Source organism: Terriglobia bacterium, from assembly GCA_020073205.1.
GTDB lineage: Bacteria > Acidobacteriota > Polarisedimenticolia > Polarisedimenticolales > JAIQFR01 > JAIQFR01.
This window is the reverse complement of the sequence record JAIQFR010000005.1, coordinates 68580-87233: the sequence shown is the minus strand read 5'-3', so window position 1 is coordinate 87233 and position 18654 is coordinate 68580. Positions and strand designations below refer to the sequence as shown.

Sequence of the window (18654 nt, the reverse complement as noted above, 5' to 3'; positions counted from 1 at the left end):
AGCACGAGCCACGCCGCGGCGCTCTCCTTCGAGAGCAGCGCGAGGAGAAACAGCGCCACCGCGGCGGCGAACGGCCAGCCCCCCCACCCGTCGCTCCTCTCGGAACGGACCAGGAGGAGGAACGCCGCGAGGCCGAGTCCGGCGGCCAGGACCTCGGCCCGACCGACGGCAAGCAGGACCGCCTCGCTGGCGAGCGGGTGGACCGCGAAAACGGCGGCACCGGCCCACGCCGCGAACGGCAGGCCGCCGCGCCCCCCGGGAGGGACGCTCGGCGGCGTCGGCGCGAGCGTGCGGAGGATCGCGCGCAGGGAGGCTGCGGCCAGGAGGACCGTTCCCGCGTGCAGGAGCACGTTCACCGCGTGGAACGCTCCTCTACCCGGGGCGAAGCGCAGGTTCAAGGCGAGCGACAGCGCCGTGAGCGGGCGGTAAAGGTCCGAGCCGGCATGGCGCGTCCCGAACCACAGATCGTGGCGGAACACCGACGCGGGCCCGGCCTCGTCGCGAAGCCATGGATTGTCCAGGATCGTGCGGTCGTCATGGATCAGAGGGTTCCCGAGCGAACCCATGTAGGGAAGCGCCGCGAGGAGCGCCAGCGAGAGCCAGGCGTAAACCGTCGGGGCCGAACCCCCCACGCCGCTTCCCGCCGCCCGACCGCCGCCCATTCGTCCCATCGTCGCGTTTTCCAGGGTAGAGCATAGCCGAGACCTCGACCGGGAGCCCGGCGGCATCTGGTATCCTCGCCGGGTTTCCAATCGCTGCGGAGGGCGACGCGATGCGCGCGGAGAACCAACGGCTCGCCTGCTTCAAGGCCTACGACATCCGCGGACGGATCCCGGACGAGTTGAACCACGATCTCGTGTCCAGGATCGGCCGGGCCTACGCGGCCTTCACGGGGGCGCGGCGGGTGGCGGTGGGATACGACATCCGTCTCACCAGCCCCGAGCTCGCGGGCGTCATGCGGGACGCGCTGACCGCCACGGGCGTCGACGTGGTGGACATCGGAGCTTGCGGGACCGAGGGGGTGTACTTCGCGACCTTCCACCTGGGCCTCGACGGCGGCGTCATGGTGACGGCAAGCCACAATCCCGTCGACTACAACGGGCTCAAGCTGGTGCGGGAGCAGGGGAGGCCGATCAGCGCCGACACCGGCCTCAAGGAGATCGAGCGAAGGGTGATCGAGGGCGACCTCGGTCCGGCGAGAGGTGGCGGAGCGGTCGAGTCGGTGGACATCGTTCCCGCCTACGTGGACCATCTCCTCTCCTACGTGAGCGCCGGGGCGCTCAGGCCCTTCAGGTTGGTGGTGAACGCCGGGAACGGCGGAGCCGGACCGATCCTCGACCGGCTCGAGCCCCGGTTACCGTTCCACCTGGTCAAGCTGAACCACACGCCGGACGGCCGCTTCCCGAGCGGCGTCCCGAATCCACTCCTCCCCGAGAATCGGAAGGTCACCGCGGACGCCGTGCTTCGGGAGAAGGCGGACGTGGGTATCGCGTGGGACGGAGACTTCGACCGGTGCTTCCTGTTCGACGGGGAAGCGGAGTTCATCGAGGGGTACTACATCGTCGGTCTCCTTGCGTCCCAGGTGCTCAAGGGTCATCCCGGCGCGAGAATCGTTCACGACCCCCGCCTCACGTGGAACACCATCGAGGTGGTCCGCGAGGCGGGCGGGGTTCCGGTCCAGAGCAAGTCCGGACACGCCTTCATGAAGGAGGTCATGCGGCGCGAGGATGCGGTGTACGGCGGCGAGATGTCCGCCCACCACTTCTTCCGCGAGTTCTCGTACTGCGACAGCGGGATGATCCCGTGGCTCCTCGTCCTCTCGATCATGAGCGAGACCGGGAAGTCCCTCAGCGAGCTGGTCGCGGAGAGGATGCGCCGGTACCCGGCGAGCGGGGAGATCAACCGACGGGTCGCCGACCCCCTCGCTTCGATCGGGCGGATCCGCGCCTCCTACGGGCCCCGCGCGCTCAGGGTCGACGAGACCGACGGCGTCGGGGTGGAGTTCGAGCGGTGGCGCTTCAACCTCCGCGCGTCGAACACCGAGCCGCTCATCCGGCTCAACGTGGAATCGCGCGGAGACGCGGCGCTGATGGAGGAAAAGACCCGCGAGCTCCTGCTCGTCCTCGACCGCGAGGGCTGAGGCTCCCGGGCCGCCGGCCTCGCCCGCAGCGATCCACCTCGTTCCGTCGCGCCCTTGACAATCGGCGGGGCTCCTGCGAGTCTGGCCTATGCAAGGCGGACGCCACGGCGGCGCTGCACGAGAGGGGCCAGGCGGCAGTGAATCTGAGCGACCGGCAGCCGATCTTCGTGGGGCTGAAGCTCGACGGGCAGTTGAAGCGCCGCATTGCCGCGCTCAGCGGCGCCGACCGCAAGTACGTCTCGGCGGACGATCCCACGTTCCTGCTGCTCTGCCGGCTCGGCGAGGACGAGTACGTCGGGAAGCTCGTCCAGGAGCGGCTGACGACGGAGCGAATCGACGACGTTCGTCGGAACGTCCTTAGCATCCTCCAGCGGCTCTTCCCGGACGCGCGCCTTCCCGCCCAGCTGGAAGTTCTCGCCGCCGAGTTGCCCGCCGTGTCGGAGACCGCCGAATAGGCCCGCGATCCGGCCAGGAAGTCACGAGGGAAGTGGTAGCGCTACGGGGATTCGAACCCCGGTTTGATGGCTGAGAACCACCCGTCCTAACCCCTAGACGATAGCGCCGGCGCCATTATAAGCGGCGCCGTTGCACTGTCAACTCGCGCCAATCTTCGCTCTGGTCGCAGGGTTGTTTCTGCATTAATCGAATATATATTGAAAGTGCAATGCATATGTGTAACTACTGACTCGAGTTGTCGCTTGAGGGCGGCGGGAGGCGGGGACGATGATTTTAGGCTTCCGGGGGCTCGCGCGGCGGGTCGGTCTGCTTCCCCTTCGCTGGCTGCTCCTTCTCGCAACGATCGGCGTGGTCTGGTCGAACGGGGCCGCCGCACCCCTTCCGATCGTGGTGATCGGCGCGCTGCTCCTGAGCGCCGTGGCCTCTCACCTGCTGCCGTCCGGACTGTCGCGATCGGCTCCGATCCTGGTCCTCGCCGACACGCTTCTGCCGGCCTTGGCCCTCGCGATCGGCCCCACGGTGGACCCGGCCCTGCTCGTCTCCTTTCTACTGACGGTTCTTGCCACGGCCGTGCCGCGCGACCAAACGCGGTCCACTCTCGCGGGGATCGCGATCGTCGTGCTCTACGCGTCGTCGTCCGTCGTGGTCCTTGCCACGCCTCCGTTGTTGAGTGTCGCCCTCTGGGCTCGCATCGTCTTCCTGATCTCCGTGGTCCTCTACCTCGGGCCGCTGGTACGGCGCGTCTCGGGAACCCTGGACACGCTCCACGACGCCCGTCGCGAGAGCGAGGAACTCCGGGCGCTCCTCGAGATCACCGACGCGGTCACCGGCACCCTGGACGTGCGCCAGGTCATGAAGCTGATCGTGCAGCGCGTGGGGGATCTGGTGAGAGCGCAGCGCTGCTCGATCCTGCTGGTGGACGAGAGGCTCCGCAACTGCTTCGTGGTGGCGGCGAACGACGACCCTGACGTGGACATGCTCGAGATCGATCTGGGGAAGTACCCGGAGATCCGCAGAGCGATCGAGACCCGCGAGCCGGTCATCGTGCGTGACGTCGAGAACGACCCGCTGGTCGCGCCGGTGCGGGAGCATCTCCTGCGCATGGGCTACCGGTCGCTTCTGGTGCTCCCCCTGGTCTTCGGGAGAGAAGTCCTGGGCACGCTCTTCCTGCGGGCCAGCCGCGAGACGCCGTTTCATCCGGTGGAGATCCGCTTCTGCCGTGTGGCGGCCGGGGCGTCCGCCAACGCCCTGAAGAACGCTCTGCTGTTCCGGGAGGTCGCGATGGAGGCCGCTCGCCACCGCAGCACCAGCGAGAAGCTCCGCCAGGTGCTCGACTGCACCCCGGACATGATCATCGGAACCGACACGCAGGGGAGGATCACGGAGTTCAACCGTGGCGCCGCGCGGATCACCGCACTCACCCCGGAGCATGCCGTCGGGCGCCCGATCGTCGAAGTGCTGGGGCGAGAGGCGGGGTCCGTCGTCCCGCGCCGGCGCGACGTCGGCGAGGCGATCCCGCTCGACATCTCGCTCTCGCGTCCCGACGGCTCGCCGGTGTCCGTGAGCCTCGTCGACGCCCCACTCCTGGGGCCGGCGGGTGAGGACGCCGGCCGGGTCTGGATCGGACGGGACGTGACGGAGCTGCGGCGGGCCGAGAAGAGCCTCGCGCAGGCGGAGCGGCTCTCGAGCATCGGCGAAGTGGTCGCAGGGGTCGCGCACGAGCTGAACAACCCGCTCTCCGCGGTACTGGGCTACGCGCAGCTGCTCGGGGCCCAGGCGGGGGACTCGGAGCAGGGGAGGGACCTGGAGCGGATCGTCGAGTCCGCCCGCCGCTGCCAGCGAATCGTCTTGAACCTGCTGTCGTTCGCACGGAAACACGTTCCGGAGAAGCGCCTCGAGGACGTGAACGCGTGCGTCGAGAGGGTCCTCGATCTCAAGGTCTACCAACTCAGGTCCTCGAGGATCGAGGTGACCCTCGATCTCGACCCCGCGCTTCCCCGCGCCCGCTTCGATTTCCACCAGGTGGAGCAGGTGGTCTTGAACCTGGTGAACAACGCGGAGCAGTCGATCGCGGCGCTCGGGCGCCCCGGCCGGATGACGCTCAGGACCCGAGCGCGTGACGGATTCGTCGCCGTCGAGGTCGAGGACGACGGTCCCGGCGTCCCGGCCTCGATCCGCGACCGGATCTTCGACCCGTTCTTCACCACCAAGGAGCCCGGACAGGGAACCGGGCTCGGACTCTCGGTCTCCTACGGAATCGCGCGCGAGCACGGCGGGCGGGTCGAACTCGTCCCTCCGTCGAGCGGGATCGGCGCCTGTTTCGCTTTGCTCCTCCCCATCGCCGGGCCGGGATCGGTGGAAGCGAAGCCCACCCCCGACGACCGCGAGAACGGTGGGCTGGGGGACCGGCTTAACGGCCGCCGGATCCTAGTCGCCGAGGACGAGCCGAACGTGGCGGACCTCGTGTCGCGGGTCCTCCTCCAGTACGGCGCCGAGGTCACCCTCGCGAGCGACGGCGAGGAGGCGTGGCAGCGTCTCGCGGAGGCCGACTTCGACCTCGTGGTCACCGACATGAGGATGCCGCGTCTCGACGGGAGAGGGCTCTACGAGCGCGTCGCCGCGGAGCGGCCCGAGATGATCCGCCGGTTCGTGTTCGCCACCGGCGACCTCGTCCGGCAGGAAACGCTGCGCTTCCTCGAGGGGCTGCCGAACCGCGTGCTGGTCAAGCCGCTGGACGTGGAGAGCGTCCGGCGAGTCCTCTCCCAGGCGCTCGTCTCCACGACGACCTGAGAGCGCTCGAGCTTAAGACGCGTTCGCCGCACCGCGCGCGCCCGGCGACGGCAGCCATCAAACGAGTCGGACGGGACCTTCCGTGAGCGTCCCGTCCGACTTCTCAGTTGTTGCCCCCGGTCGGCGGCATCGGTTTGTCCCACGCGGGCGCGGGACGCATTTCGTCCGGCCGGACGGGTTGATCGGAGGACACGGGCATCTGCGGCGTCATGGGCGGCTTCACCGCCGGCGCAAACCGTTCTTTCGGAGGCATCGCGGCGGGCGGCTTCCCGGGGAGGACCTTCTCCGCAGCCGGCTTGCGCGCGATCGTCGCTTTCGCGGCGGGGGCCGGAGCGGCTTTCTTCTTCGGAGCCGCGGCCTTCTTCTTCGCGGTTTTTTTTGCGGTCTTCTTGGTCACCTTCTTCGCAGTTTTCTTCGGCGCTCTTTTCAAGGCCTTCTTCGCGGCCGGCTTCTTCTTCGCGGCCTTTTTTTTCGGGGAGGCCTTCTTTTTCGCTGCTTTCGCCATCTCGAGAACCTCCTTCCAGCGGGCCGGGCATCAGCCCGTCGTGGCGCGATTATACCCCCAAGCCGTTGAGAAAAAGGGAGTTTTCAAGCAACGACGCGGGGGCCGGCTGCCCCGGGCGCAGGGTTCGGATGGTCCCTGGGGCGCGCGCGCAAGCTGCTGTTCTACAATGACTTATCGAAAGATCATGGCGGTGGCGAGGTCGCGGACGGCGGCGGGCTGGTGCCTCTCCCGCTCGTTTTCGGTCTCGCTAGCGCGTTGCCGCGCGTGCGCCGTACCGCTGCAGCAGCGCCGGGACCAAGTAATCCCGCAGCGCCTCGCGCAGCCCGAGGCGAGGCGAGTGGCCCCAATCCACCCGCGCGCGGCGGTCGTCGACGTCGGCGGGCCAGGTGTCCACGATGGCCTGTCGTGCCGCCTCCGGCTCGAAGTCGATGCGGGCGTCGGGAAACGGCTCGAGCAGCGCCGCACGGATCTCGGCCGCCGACGGACTGAAGGCGCCGATGTTGTACACGCGCGTCGTCAGCGCCCGCGGGTCGGCGAACGTCAGTGCGAGCAGCGCGTCGACCGCGTCGGGCATGGTCATGAACGGCAGCCTCGTGTCCGCGCGAACGAAGCACGCGTACGGCTTTCCTTGCGCGGCAGCGTGGATCATCTCCGGCGCGTAGTCGCTGGTGCCGCCGGACGGAAGGGTCTCCGCGGACACGAGGCCGGGGAATCGAATGGAGCGGAAGTCGATCCCCGGCTCCCCCCGCTCGAGTGCGCGGCGCGTGAAGTAGGAGCCGAGCGTCTCGCAGTAGAGCTTGTTGATCCCGTACATGCCGGACGGGCAATTCCAGTCGTTCTCCTTCACCGCGCCGGCCGCCTCCTTGGCCCGCGCGTCGGCGAGGCCGTAGACGGCGATGCTGCTGGGAAAGAAGAAGCGGACGCTCCCGCCGCGGACGCGAGCTTCATCGCGGGCGCGCCGGAACAGCGACACGGTACCGTGGGTGTTCACGTCGTAGGCGAGATCCGGGTCCCGCTCGGCCTTGGTGGAGAGCACCGCGGCGAGATGGAAGACGATCTCGGGGTGGTGGCGGCGGAACAAGTCGTCCAAGACCTCGGCGTCGAGGATGCTCGCCGTGACGGTCTCGGCGCACCACGCGGACTGCGCGGCCTCGAGCGGGACCAGGTCCAGCGAAACGATGTCGTATCCGCGGTGCTCGAGGGCGGGCAGGAGCAGGTGCCCCATCTCTCCGCTCGCTCCCGTGACCAGCGCAACGGGTCGGCCCATGTCCCCTCCTGAGGTCGCGATCGGGGGACAGGATAGCAGCAACTCGCGCCCGGTCCAGGGCCCTCGCGCGACCTCTCCCGCGGAACGGGATGGGGGTCTTTCCGGCACGTCCGCCGCATGCTACTTTATCCCCCAAGCCACCTTCTCGCCGAAACATCCCGAACGATGCAGACGCCGTGTCGCGTCGGCCGGGCGACCCCAGGCCGGAGGGTTCGGGGAGGGGAAATTCGCTCGTTCTCCACGCGGGAGTTCCCCAGAGGAATGACCGACCTCCGGGAGTCCGACCCGGGGGATGAGGACAAGGAGGCATCGAATGGCCGTACGACGCATGATCACCGTGGATGGCAACGAGGCCACCGCCTCGGTGGCCCACCGCACCAATGAGGTGATCGCCATCTACCCGATCACTCCCTCGTCCAACATGGGCGAGTGGGCGGACGAGTGGTCCGCACAGGGGCGCCGGAACATCTGGGGTACCGTCCCCGACGTGATCGAGATGCAGTCCGAAGGAGGCGCGTCCGGGGCGGTGCACGGCGCGCTCCAGGCGGGCGCGCTCACCACCACGTTCACCGCGTCCCAGGGACTCCTGCTGATGATCCCCAACATGTACAAGATCGCGGGCGAGCTGACCGCGTACTCGATGCACGTGTCGGCTCGCACGCTGGCCACCCACGCCCTGTCGATCTTCGGGGACCACTCCGACGTCATGGCCTGTCGGCAGACCGGGTTCGCGCTGCTCGCATCGGGCTCGGTGCAGGAGGCCCACGACCTCGCCTGCGTCTCGCAGGCCGCGACCCTGAAGTCCCGCGTCCCGTTCCTCCACTTCTTCGACGGGTTCAGGACGTCGCACCAGGTGGACAAGATCGAGGAGCTCTCGGACGACGACCTCCGCGCGATGCTCGACGACGATCTGATCCGCGCGCACCGGGGACGCGCGCTCACGCCGGACCGGCCGGTGCTCCGCGGCACGGCGCAGAACCCGGACACGTTCTTCCAGGCCCGAGAGGCCTGCAATCCGTACTACTCGGCCTGCCCCGGGATCGTCCAGGAGACGATGAACCGGTTCGGCGCGCTCACCGGACGCGGCTACCGCCTCTTCGATTACGTCGGCCATCCCGAGGCGGAGCGCGTCCTGGTGCTGATGGGGTCCGGGGCGGAGGCGGCCCACGAGACCGTCGAGTGGCTGATCGCCCGCGGCGAGAGGGTCGGCCTCGTGAAGGTCAGGCTGTACCGTCCGTTCTCCCTCCGCGACTTCGTCGCCGCGCTCCCCCCGACGGTTCGCTCGATCTCGGTCCTGGATCGGACCAAGGAGCCGGGCGCGGTGGGCGATCCGCTCTACCTCGACGTCGTCACGGCGCTCCGCGAGGCGCGGGACGACGGGTTCTCCACGTTCGACCGGGAGCCGCGGGTCGTCGGCGGGCGCTACGGCCTGTCGTCGAAGGAGTTCACTCCCGCGATGGTCTCGGCGGTGTTCGCCGATCTCGCGACGGAGAGGCCTCGGAACCACTTCACCATCGGGATCACCGACGACGTGACCCACACGTCGCTCCCGTACGACGCCCGCCGCGACATCGAGCCCGACGACGTCGTCCGCGCGGTGTTCTTCGGCCTCGGCGCCGACGGGACGGTGGGAGCGAACAAGAACTCGATCAAGATCATCGGCGAGGAGACCCCGAACTACGCCGAGGGGTACTTCGTCTACGACTCCAAGAAGGCCGGGGCCATCACGATCTCGCACCTGAGGTTCGGCCCGCGCCCCATCCGTTCCAGCTACCTGATCCGGAGCGCGAGCTTCGTGGCCTGCCATCAGTTCGTGTTCCTCGACAAGTACGACATGCTCGACCTGGCCGCTCCCGGCGCGACCTTCCTGCTCAACTCCCCGTTCGGCCCCGACGAGATCTGGGACGAGCTGCCCCGGGAGGTCCAGGAGGAGGTCGTGGAGAAGAAGCTCAAGTTCTACGTCATCGACGCGTACAAGGTGGCGAAGGACACCGGGATGGGAGGCCGGATCAACACGATCATGCAGACCTGCTTCTTCGCCATCTCGGGGGTCCTCCCTCGCGACGAGGCGATCGACAAGATCAAGCAGACCATCGAGAAGACGTACGGGAAGAAGGGGAAGGAGGTGGTGCGGCGGAACTTCGAGGCCGTCGACCACACCCTGGCTCACCTCTACGAGGTGGCGGTCCCGGCTCGGGTCACCGCGAAGCGCTCCCGCCCCCCGATCGTCGCGGACGAAGCGCCCGACTTCGTGAAGCGCGTCTCGGCGGTCATGATCGCCAACAAGGGCGACCTGCTGCCGGTGAGCGCGTTTCCCGTGGACGGCACCTGGCTCACCGCGACGAGCCAGTGGGAGAAGCGCAACATCGCCCTCGAGATCCCGGTGTGGGATGAGGCGATCTGCATCCAGTGCAACAAGTGCGCGCTGGTCTGCCCCCACGCGGCGATCCGCGCGAAGGTGTACGAGCCCGGGGAGCTCGACGGCGCGCCACCCTCCTTCAAGTCCACCGACTACCGCGCGTCGGACTTCAAGGGGCTGAAGTACACGATCCAGGTGGCGCCGGAGGACTGCACCGGCTGCAACCTGTGCGTGGAGATCTGCCCGGCGAAGGACAAGTCGAACCCGAAGCACAAGGCCATCGACATGGCGCCGCAGATGCCGCTCAGGAAGAGGGAGCGCGACAACTACCGCTTCTTCCTCGACCTGCCCGACCCGGACCGGACGAAGGTCAAGATCGACAACAAGGGGACGCAGTTCTTCCAGCCGCTGTTCGAGTACTCCGGCGCGTGCGCCGGATGCGGCGAGACGCCGTACGTCAAGCTCCTGACCCAGATGTTCGGCGACCGGGCCCTGATCGCGAACGCCACCGGCTGCTCGTCCATCTACGGTGGCAACCTGCCGACGACGCCCTACGCCGTCAACCGGGACGGGCGCGGTCCCGCGTGGTCCAACTCGCTGTTCGAGGACAACGCGGAGTTCGGCTTCGGCTACCGCCTGGCCATCGATACCCACGTCCGCCAGGCGCACGACCTTCTCCGCAAGCTCGGGGAGGCCATCGGCGACATCCTGGTCGGCGAGCTGATCGGTGCCGATCAGACGGGCGAGGCCGGCGTCGCGGTCCAGCGGGAGCGGGTCGAGGCGCTCAAGGCGAGGCTCAGGCTCGTCGAGGGCGCGGAAGCGCGCCGCCTCGAGACGCTGGCCGACTACCTGGTGAAGAAGAGCGTCTGGCTCGTGGGAGGGGACGGCTGGGCGTACGACATCGGGTACGGGGGCCTCGACCACGTCCTGGCGATGAAGCGCGACGTCAACGTCCTGGTGCTCGACACGGAGGTCTACTCGAACACCGGCGGCCAGCAGTCGAAGGCGACCCCGCTCGGCGCCGCCGCCAAGTTCGCCATGGCGGGGCGAGAGATCGGCAAGAAGGACCTCGGCATGATGGCCATGGGCTACGGCCACGTGTACGTCGCCCGGGTCGCCTTCGGGGCCAAGGACGCACAGACGGTCAGGGCGTTCCAGGAGGCCGACTCGTATCCCGGCCCGTCGATGATCATCGCGTACTCCCACTGCATCGCCCACGGTTACGACCTGGCCCAGGGCGTCAACCACCAGAAGGCGGCGGTGGACTGCGGGATCTGGCCGCTCTACCGGTTCGATCCGCGGCGAATCGCCGAAGGCCAGCCGCCGCTCCTCCTGGACTCCGGGCCGCCGAAAGTCGGCGTCGCGGACTACATGCGCAGCGAGACCCGCTTCCGGATGGTGGAGAAGATGGACTCGGCGCGCTTCAAGCGCCTCCTCGACCAGGCGCAGCACTTCGCGGCGCAGCGCATCGCGGTGTACCAGCAGCTGGCAGGTCTCACGGTTCCGGCGGCGTCCGCCGAAGAGGCGGCCGTCACGGCCGCGGACAAGTAGGAGGAGCCCATGGATCTCCGCACGGACTACCTCGGCCTCACGCTTCCGCATCCCCTGATGCCCGGGGCGTCGCCCCTGGTCGACGACCTCGACACGGTGCGCCGGCTGGAGGACGCCGGCGCCTCCGCCATCGTGATGCACTCGCTCTTCGAGGAGCAGGTGGTGGGCGAGCAGCTGGCGGCCTCGCGCCACATGGACACCCACGCGGAGTCGTTCGCCGAGGCGCAGACGTACTTCCCGGCCTCGGACGTGTTCGCGCTGGGCCCGGACGAGTACCTCGAGCACCTCCGCAGGGTCAAGGTGGCGGTGAAGGTCCCGGTGATCGCCTCGCTGAACGGGGTCACCGAGGGCGGGTGGCTGCAGTACGCCCGGCTGATGCAGGAGGCCGGCGCCGACGCCCTCGAGCTGAACCTCTACTACCTCGCCACCGACCCGGACGAGACCGGCCAGGTTCTGGAGCAGCGGGCGGAGGACATGCTCCGCGCGGTGAAGGCCAGCGTGCGGATCCCCGTCGCAGTGAAGCTCTCCCCGTTCTACTCCTCGCTGGCCCAGTTCGGTCGCCGACTCGACGTCGCCGGCGCCGACGGCCTGGTGCTCTTCAACCGCTTCTACCAGCCGGACATCGACGTGGAGCAGCTCGTCGCCGTTCCTCGCCTCGAGCTGTCAGACTCCTCCGAGCTGCTCCTCAGGCTCCGCTGGCTCGCGGTCCTTTCGGGACGGATCAAGGGCTCCCTGGCGGTGACCGGCGGCGTGCACACGGCCCTCGACGCGATCAAGGCGGTGATGACCGGGGCGCACGCGGTCCAGCTGGTCTCCGTGCTCCTACGGAACGGCGTCTCCCACCTCGGCACGCTCCGCGACCAGATGGCCGCCTGGCTCGAGGAGCACGAGTACGAGTCGCTCCGGCAGATGCAGGGGAGCATGAACCTCGTGCGGTGCCCCGATCCGAAGGCGTTCGAACGGGCGAATTACGCACGGATCCTGCAGGGGTGGGAGGGGTAGGGGAGGCCAGACTCGCGGCGGGTCCTTACCGGTGAGCAAGCGGGGGCTCCGCCCCCGCTCCCCCGCAACCAAGAGATGGGACGGCAGAGGACTGCCGTCCCATCTCTTGGTTCCTACTCTCGGACTCGCATGGTCAGGCGGCCTGCCGGAACTTCATCGAGCAGCCGAGCGACTTCGTCTCCCGGACCGCCGGCTCCTTCCCCGCAGCCACCGCGGTGAGCGCGTCGGCGAGGTAGTGGGACTTCACCTTGTCCGGCTCCTTCGCGTTGTCGTCCACTGTTCCCTTGTACACGAGGACGCCCCCGGCGCCGAAGAGGAACACCTCGGGGGTGTGGGACGCGCCGAAGGCTCGCGCCACTTCGGAGCTCCCGTCGACGACGTAGGGGAACCGCATTCCGCGCTCCCGCGCTCTCCTCTGCATTTCGTCGAACGAGTCCTCGGCGTAGGCCGCCGGGTCGTTCGAGTTGATCGCGATCACCCCGAAGCCCTTCGAAGCCCAGGTGTTCCCGATCTCGACGATCCTCGTCTCCCACGCCTTGACCCAGGGGCAGTGGTTGCAGGTGAAGATGACGAGGGTCCCTTTCTCGCCGCGCACGTCGGCGATCGAGACCTCGCGGCCGTCGACGCCCTTCATCTTCACGTCGGCGGCCGGCGCCATGGCGCCCAGGGACAGGCTCTTTCCCGCCTCGGCGGCGCTAGCGGCGCCAAGTCCGACCACGACCGCAAGAAGGCACGCCGTCGAAACGAACACGAAGAAGCGGCTTCGCTTCATGGTTTCTCCTCGGTTGGGGCGGGGGATTCGTCCCGCCCGGTCAAGACCTCGGTCACCCGGCGCTCCAGGGTGGCGTAGTCCGCCTTGCCTTCCCAGAACCCCCGGGGGCGTCCCGCCCGATCATAGAGGAAGGTCGCCGGAAGCGCACCCGACCAGCGCGCGTCCAGCCCGTCGATGAACTCCATGTCGCCCCCGTCCTTCATGAACGAGGGGAAGTCGACGCCCTGCGCCGCCAGGAACCGGACCACCGACGCTCGGTCGGAGTCGAAATCCCCCGAGACCAGGACGAGCCGCAGGCCGCGGCCCAGAAAGCTCCGGCGGAGCTTCATCAGGTCGGGGAACTCCTCCCTGCAGGGTAGGCACCAAGTGGCCCAGACGTTCACGAGCACCACGGACGCTCCGGGCCGGCGGACCTCGTCGAGGACCCTCGGCGCGGTGGCGGGGATGAGCTCGACGTCGCGTCCCCGCACGGGGCCGGACGCTCCCCCCGGGGGAACGAGCGTCCCGCGGCACGCGACGGCCGAGAGGACGCACGTCGCGACCGCGCCCAAGACCGCCCCCCGTCCGCGGCGCGTTGAGTCGACGATGCTGCCGAACGTCATTCGATCCTCCGGAGTCCGATTCTATCCGGGTGATGCCGAATGGGCCGCACGTCCCTCGCGGGGTCGAGGCGACGGAAGGCGGTCGGTGTAATATGGATGGCGGTTGTCCCTTTTCAACCTGGAGGACACGATGCTCGACCATTCGCTGAGCCTGGCCGCCGCGGCGGTCCTCTTCCTGGGTGTCGGCGCCTGCGCCACCTCGGCGAGGGCCGATCTCAAAGCGGGCGATCCGGCCCCCGCGTTCGATCTCAAGGGGTCCGACGGGAAGACCCACCGTCTGGCGGATTACCTCGGGAAGCGAGCGGTGGTGCTCGCCTGGTTTCCGAAGGCGTTCACCGGTGGCTGAACCGCCGAGTGCAAGTCGCTCCGTGAGAGCGGGGATGCGATTCGCGCCTTCGACGTCGCCTACTTCGCCGCGAGCGTGGACGACGCCGAGACCGACAGGAAGTTCGCGGAGTCGCTGGGAGTCGATTTCCCGATCCTGGCCGACCCGGACAAGAAGGTCGCCGACGCGTACGGCGTGCTCATGCCGGGCGTCCGGCTGGCCAAGCGCTGGACGTTCTACATCGGTGCCGACGGGAAGATCCTCTACGTCGACACGAGCGTGAAGCCGGCGACCGCCGGGCGCGACGTCGCCGCCCGGCTGGCGGAGCTCAAGGTCGCCAAGAAGAAATGAGAGGCAGCGAAACGGGAGGAAGGGAGGCGTCCGACATGACCAGGGTTCTCGCGCCGATCGCGATGTCCGCGATCCTCGCCGGCGCGGCGTACGCCGGCGTCAAGTCCGAGAAGGTGGAGTACAGGCAGGGGGACGCCGTTCTCGAGGGTTATGTCGCCTGGGACGACTCGATCCAGGGCAAGCGTCCCGGCGTCCTGGTGGTGCACGACTGGATGGGGGTCGGCCCCTCCACGACGTCGAAGTGCGAGCAGCTCGCGAAGCTGGGGTACGTCGCGTTCGCCGCGGACATCTACGGGAAGGGGGTCCGTCCGGCGGACACCAAGGAAGCCGGGCAACTGGTCGGGAAGTACAAGGGAGACCGCACGCTCCTGCGCGCCCGGGCCGCCGCCGGCCTCGACGCGCTCCGAGCGAACCCGAAGGTCGACCCGAAACGGATCGCCGCCATCGGCTTCTGCTTCGGCGGGACCACGGCGATCGAGCTGGCGCGGAGCGGCGCGGACCTCGCCGGGGTCGTGAGCTTCCACGGAGGGCTCGACTCGCCGGCGCCCGCCGACGGAATGAACATCAAGGCGAAGATCCTGGCCCTCCACGGCGCCGATGATCCGACGATCTCCGCGGAAAATCTTGCCGCGTTCGAGAACGAGATGCGGAAGGCGGGCGTCGACTGGCAGCTGGTGGAGTACGGCGGCGCCGTCCACGCCTTCACGAATCCGGCCGCGGGCAACGACAACTCCAAGGGTGCAGCCTACAACGAGCGGGCCGACCGGCGATCCTGGGCGGCCATGAGAGACTTCTTCGCGGAGATCTTCAAGTAGCCTCCTGAGTGGCGTATATTTCCCCCCACAGCATACCTGCGCTTCGAGGAGGGGATCCGCCCGTGGAGAGGCGGCTCGCCTCGCTAGAAGTCCAGAGGGGGGCCTATCCATGACACCACCTGGAACCACCACCCACCGCGGTCATCGGCTAGCGCTCATCGGCGTTCTATTGCTCGTGGCCGTCGCCTGCAGCGGCGGCGGCAGCAACGACGTCGCGGGTCCGGAGAACACCGTCGCGGTCATCGTGCACGGCAGCGGCCAAGTGACGTGCAACGAGAGTGCTCAGCTCGTCTGTCCCGGGACCTGCGGGCCGATGGACTGGACACCGGGCATGACGGTGCACTTGACGGCGACTCCCGACAATGGCGCGACGTTCGGAGGCTGGACCGGGTCCTGCACGGGTGCGGACCCGAACGACTGCGCGTTCGTCGTGAACGGCCACATGGTGGTGACCGCGACCTTCAACTAGCCCCGAGCCAAGCGGCGGTCCAGCTAGGGCACCGTGAACGCCACCGCCGGGTACCCGACGAAGTGATACAGGTTTGCCGGGGCGGTTGGGCCGAGCTCCACGTCGCGCACCGGGAGCTCGGGGGCGCCGACCGACGTCGCGTAGGCGATCGGGTGCCCGACCGGCGTGCCCTCACCGAGCGAGCGCGCCGTGTCCTCGAGGAGCAGGAGGCCGAGCGGTAGAGCGAATCGGCCGCACCAGGTCAGCCGGTAGTCGTCGGGCTGCTCCGGGTTCACGAACTGGCCGTAAAGCCGCCGCACCTTCTCGACGGATACCGGGCCCGACAGGGGGCCGCGGAGGATCGCGCGGTCCTGCTCCGCCGCGCGGACGTAGGCGTCCACCCCGCCTTCCCCGAACGGAGCGTACTTGAAATCCGGTCCGTAGTGCACGGCATCGGTCGAGATGGCGATCGCCACGTCGCGCCCGAAACGCCACCCGCGCTTTTCGAGGCTCGAAGCCAGCGCACGGCCGAGGTGGTCGGCGAGCTCCAGGAGGCGCGGGAAGCCGGCGGCGGGAACGATGATCGGGACGATCTCGAGGTCGGGCCGGGCGTGGCGGAGCCAGAACACCAGCGCTTCGAGGGAGTGCTCGCCGTCGTGCATCGCCGCGTCCTGCACCACGTCGTCCTTCGGCAGCGCCGCCAGCAGATCCTCGCGGAGGGGAGAGACCGGCACCTCGCCGTCGGGGGTGCGCCAGGTGCGGTAGGGGTCGAACACCAGCCGGTCGTGCGCTCCGAACCGCCGGTACTTGTGGAACACGCCCACGAGGACCACGGTGCGCGCGGTCAGCAGAGGAAGCACCCGGCGGTACACCCTCCCGGCGTACAGGTAGTCGTCGTGGGGGCAGATGACTCCCGCGACGCCAGGGGCCGGAGCCTCGCCGAGGCGCTCGGGGGCGGGCGGCGCGGCGGACAGCTCCCACACCCTGGCCATCTGCTCGGCGTTGGACGCGTAGCCGACGACGTCCTGCTGCCCCCGCACGTCGTTCCGGGACGGAATCCCCATGCCCTTGCGGACCTCCTCGAGCGACGGCGGGACCGGCCGGGGCGGAGCGGAGACGGCCTGGGCCAGGAGCGGAGTGGAAGCTGTGGCGAGAGCCATGACCACGACGAGCTTGAGCATCGAGGCCTCCGACGGCGGCGATCGCGTTCAGCCGCGGGGGCCGCCGATGATCAGCACGCCCGTCCCGTCGATCCGGTCCTGCTTGAGGCGGACCAGAGCCTCGTTGGCGTGCTCCAGGGGGAACGTCGTCACTTCCGGTCGGAGCGGGATCTCCGCGGCCTCGCGCAGGAGGTCCTCGCCGTCGGCGCGGGTATTCGCCTCGACGCTCCTGAGATTCTTCTCGTGGAAGAGGAACTCGTCGTACGCCATGGACGGAACGGGCGTCATGTAGATGCCCGCCAGCACCACGGTGCCGCCCCTCCGAACCGAACGGAGCGCCCTAGGCACGATCTCCCCGACCGGCGCGAACACGATGGCCGCATCGAGGGGAACCGGAGGAGCGTCGAAGGCACCGCCCACCCAGACCGCCCCCATCCGGCGGGCGAGTTCCCGGTGGCTCTCGCCGCGCGTGGCCACGTGGATCTCGCACCCCCGGTGCCGCGCGATCTGCAGCACGACGTGCGCCGACGAGCCGAACCCGTAGAGCCCGAGCCGTCCCCCCGCGGGCACGTCGCTGCGCCGGAGCGCGCGGTAGCCGATGATCCCGGCGCACAGGAGCGGCGCCGCCTCGAGGTCCGAGAACGCTTCCGGGAGCCGGTAGGCGTAAGCCTCCGGGACCACCGCCAGCTCGGCGTACCCGCCGTCCGCGTGGTAACCCGTGTAGCGGGACAGCTCGCAGAGGTTCTCCGATCCCGACCGGCAGAAGGCGCACGCGCCGCAGGTGCTCCGGAGCCAGGCGATCCCGACCCGCTCCCCGACGACGCGCCGGGTGCAGCCGGGACCCAGCCGGTCCACCGTCCCGACGACCTGGTGGCCGGGGATCAGGGGAAGTCGGCGCGCCGGGAGTTCCCCCTCGATCACGTGCAGGTCGGTCCGGCAGATCGCGCACGCCCGGACGCGCACCCGGACCTCCCCCGCGCCCGGCTCCGGGTCCTGGGCGTCGGAGGGCTCGAGGGGGCGCTCGGCGATCGGCGCGTTGGCGTGCAGGACCATCGCCCGCATCGCGCTCAATACCCTCCGTCGCCGAGGTCGACCTTCCCGGCGAACCGTCGGTAGGTGAACACGAAGTACCCCGCGACCAGCATCATGCCAGGGATCCACCAGGCGAGGCCGATCCGGAGACCGGCGGCCGGCGCGGCCGCGTTGTGGACCGTGAGCCCGCGGGACGGGTCGGTCGTCGACGGGAGCACGTACGGGTAGAGGCCGAACGCCGCGCTGGTGAGCATCCCGACGATGTAGGCGCTCGACGCGAGGAAAGCCGCCGCATCCCGCTCGTGCGCGGCGAACCAGAGTACCGCGACGAGTCCCCCGAGCGCGACGATCGGGAACGCGTATCCCCACGGCCGCGCTGTGAGGCTGTGGGCGATCTGGGGCTGTACCCACATCGTGAGGAGGGTCAGGATCACGGTGAGCGCGGCCGCGGCCCACCAGGCGGCATCCACCGCCCGCCGCGCGCGGACCGCGAGAGCGCCCGCGGTCTTGAGCGCGATCCAGAGCGCGCCGTGCAGCGCGAGCGCGGCGAGCGCGGTGAGGCCGGCCAGGACGGTGTAGAAATCGAGCACGCCGGGATTGGCCCCGGGCCGGAAGTCGGTCCAGAGCGGCACGAAGAAATGTCCCTGCGGGTCCAGGGGGACGCCGCGAACGACGTTCCCGAGCGCGGCGCCGAAGAACACGGCGAGCAGCGCGCTCGAACCCGAGAACGTCACGTCCCAGAACGGACCCCAGACGCGGCTGTCGATGTGGTTGCGGAACTCCACCGAGATCCCGCGGAGGATCAAGAGCCACAGCACCATCATCAGGGGAAGGTAGAAGCCGCTGAAGCCGGTGGCGTAGAGCGCGGGGAAAGCGAAGTAGAGCGCGCCGCCGCCCGCCAGGAGCCAGACCTCGTTCCCGTCCCACACGGGCCCGATGCTCCTGAGCACGAGGCGGCGCTCCTCGTCGGTCCTCCCCAGCACGAGGTGTAGGATCCCCGCGCCGAGATCGAGTCCGTCGAACACGACGTACATCGCCACCATCATCGCGACGAGGCAGAACCAGAGCGTCTCCATGTC

At 69.1% G+C, this 18654-nt stretch carries 16 protein-coding genes and 1 tRNA gene; 8 read left to right on the top strand and 9 right to left on the bottom strand.

The genetic code is table 11. The features are described 5' to 3' along the window. A partial coding sequence (locus LAO51_02045) for a hypothetical protein (GenBank protein MBZ5637518.1) occupies positions 1–662 on the bottom strand: 662 nt, incomplete at its 3' end. Positions 663–772: 110 nt separating this feature from the next. On the opposite strand from LAO51_02045, the gene LAO51_02040 reads away from it, so the two are divergent. Together LAO51_02040 and LAO51_02035 are read left to right on the top strand one after the other, a co-directional pair. After that, positions 773–2140 carry a phosphomannomutase gene (locus tag LAO51_02040; GenBank protein MBZ5637517.1) on the top strand — a complete coding sequence of 456 codons (1368 nt, stop codon included), beginning with the start codon at positions 773–775 and terminating at the stop codon, positions 2138–2140. A gap of 137 nt (positions 2141–2277) precedes the next feature. Then, positions 2278–2595 (top strand): hypothetical protein, encoded by a 318-nt coding sequence (locus tag LAO51_02035; GenBank protein MBZ5637516.1) that lies wholly within the window; start codon positions 2278–2280, stop codon positions 2593–2595. A 33-nt stretch (positions 2596–2628) separates the two neighbouring features. Here the strand turns inward: LAO51_02035 and LAO51_02030 are convergent. Continuing rightward, positions 2629–2703, bottom strand: a tRNA-Glu gene (locus LAO51_02030). A 160-nt stretch (positions 2704–2863) separates the two neighbouring features. Here LAO51_02030 and LAO51_02025 point away from each other — a divergent pair. Then, entirely contained in the window at positions 2864–5386 is a 2523-nt protein-coding gene (locus LAO51_02025) for a response regulator (GenBank protein MBZ5637515.1), read from the top strand. A 103-nt stretch (positions 5387–5489) separates the two neighbouring features. Here the strand turns inward: LAO51_02025 and LAO51_02020 are convergent, their stop codons facing one another. Together LAO51_02020 and LAO51_02015 are read right to left on the bottom strand one after the other, a co-directional pair. Further along, entirely contained in the window at positions 5490–5891 is a 402-nt protein-coding gene (locus LAO51_02020; GenBank protein MBZ5637514.1) for a histone, read from the bottom strand. A gap of 247 nt (positions 5892–6138) precedes the next feature. Then, complete coding sequence (locus tag LAO51_02015; GenBank protein ID MBZ5637513.1) at positions 6139–7158, bottom strand: NAD-dependent epimerase/dehydratase family protein; 1020 nt, start codon at positions 7156–7158, stop codon at positions 6139–6141. A gap of 313 nt (positions 7159–7471) precedes the next feature. Between LAO51_02015 and nifJ the strand changes: the two genes are divergently transcribed. Then, on the top strand, positions 7472–11068 hold the full coding sequence (nifJ, locus tag LAO51_02010; GenBank protein MBZ5637512.1) for a pyruvate:ferredoxin (flavodoxin) oxidoreductase: 3597 nt from the start codon (positions 7472–7474) through the stop codon (positions 11066–11068). A gap of 9 nt (positions 11069–11077) precedes the next feature. After that, positions 11078–12070, top strand: coding sequence for a dihydroorotate dehydrogenase-like protein (locus LAO51_02005; protein MBZ5637511.1), 993 nt, complete (start codon positions 11078–11080; stop codon positions 12068–12070). A 133-nt stretch (positions 12071–12203) separates the two neighbouring features. On the opposite strand, the gene LAO51_02000 is transcribed toward LAO51_02005, so the two are convergent. Continuing rightward, on the bottom strand, positions 12204–12842 hold the full coding sequence (locus LAO51_02000; GenBank protein MBZ5637510.1) for a thioredoxin family protein: 639 nt from the start codon (positions 12840–12842) through the stop codon (positions 12204–12206). Beyond that, positions 12839–13444: a TlpA family protein disulfide reductase gene (locus LAO51_01995; protein ID MBZ5637509.1), complete on the bottom strand. Its 606-nt coding sequence runs from the start codon at positions 13442–13444 to the stop codon at positions 12839–12841. Before LAO51_01995 ends, LAO51_02000 begins: the two co-directional genes overlap by 4 nt. Positions 13445–13574: 130 nt before the next feature. Here LAO51_01995 and LAO51_01990 point away from each other — a divergent pair, with 130 nt between their 5' ends. From LAO51_01990 to LAO51_01980, 3 genes are all read left to right on the top strand, one after another. After that, on the top strand, positions 13575–14120 hold the full coding sequence (locus LAO51_01990) for a peroxiredoxin (GenBank protein MBZ5637508.1): 546 nt from the start codon (positions 13575–13577) through the stop codon (positions 14118–14120). Positions 14121–14155: 35 nt separating this feature from the next. After that, on the top strand, positions 14156–14935 hold the full coding sequence (locus LAO51_01985; protein ID MBZ5637507.1) for a dienelactone hydrolase family protein: 780 nt from the start codon (positions 14156–14158) through the stop codon (positions 14933–14935). Between the two features lie 109 nt (positions 14936–15044). Next, the gene (locus LAO51_01980; protein ID MBZ5637506.1) at positions 15045–15404 is read left to right on the top strand and encodes a hypothetical protein; all 360 of its coding nucleotides are present in this window, start codon (positions 15045–15047) and stop codon (positions 15402–15404) included. 23 nt (positions 15405–15427) lie between these two features. Here LAO51_01980 and amrB read toward each other — a convergent pair whose 3' ends face one another. Genes amrB through cydB form a run of 3 tightly spaced genes read right to left on the bottom strand, consistent with a single transcriptional unit; the run spans position 15428 to position 18651 of the window. Continuing rightward, complete coding sequence (gene amrB / locus LAO51_01975) at positions 15428–16564, bottom strand: AmmeMemoRadiSam system protein B (protein MBZ5637505.1); 1137 nt, start codon at positions 16562–16564, stop codon at positions 15428–15430. Between the two features lie 27 nt (positions 16565–16591). Further along, positions 16592–17605, bottom strand: coding sequence for a zinc-dependent alcohol dehydrogenase family protein (locus tag LAO51_01970; protein MBZ5637504.1), 1014 nt, complete (start codon positions 17603–17605; stop codon positions 16592–16594). A gap of 5 nt (positions 17606–17610) precedes the next feature. Next, on the bottom strand, positions 17611–18651 hold the full coding sequence (cydB, locus tag LAO51_01965) for a cytochrome d ubiquinol oxidase subunit II (protein ID MBZ5637503.1): 1041 nt from the start codon (positions 18649–18651) through the stop codon (positions 17611–17613). Positions 18652–18654 lie beyond the last annotated feature (3 nt).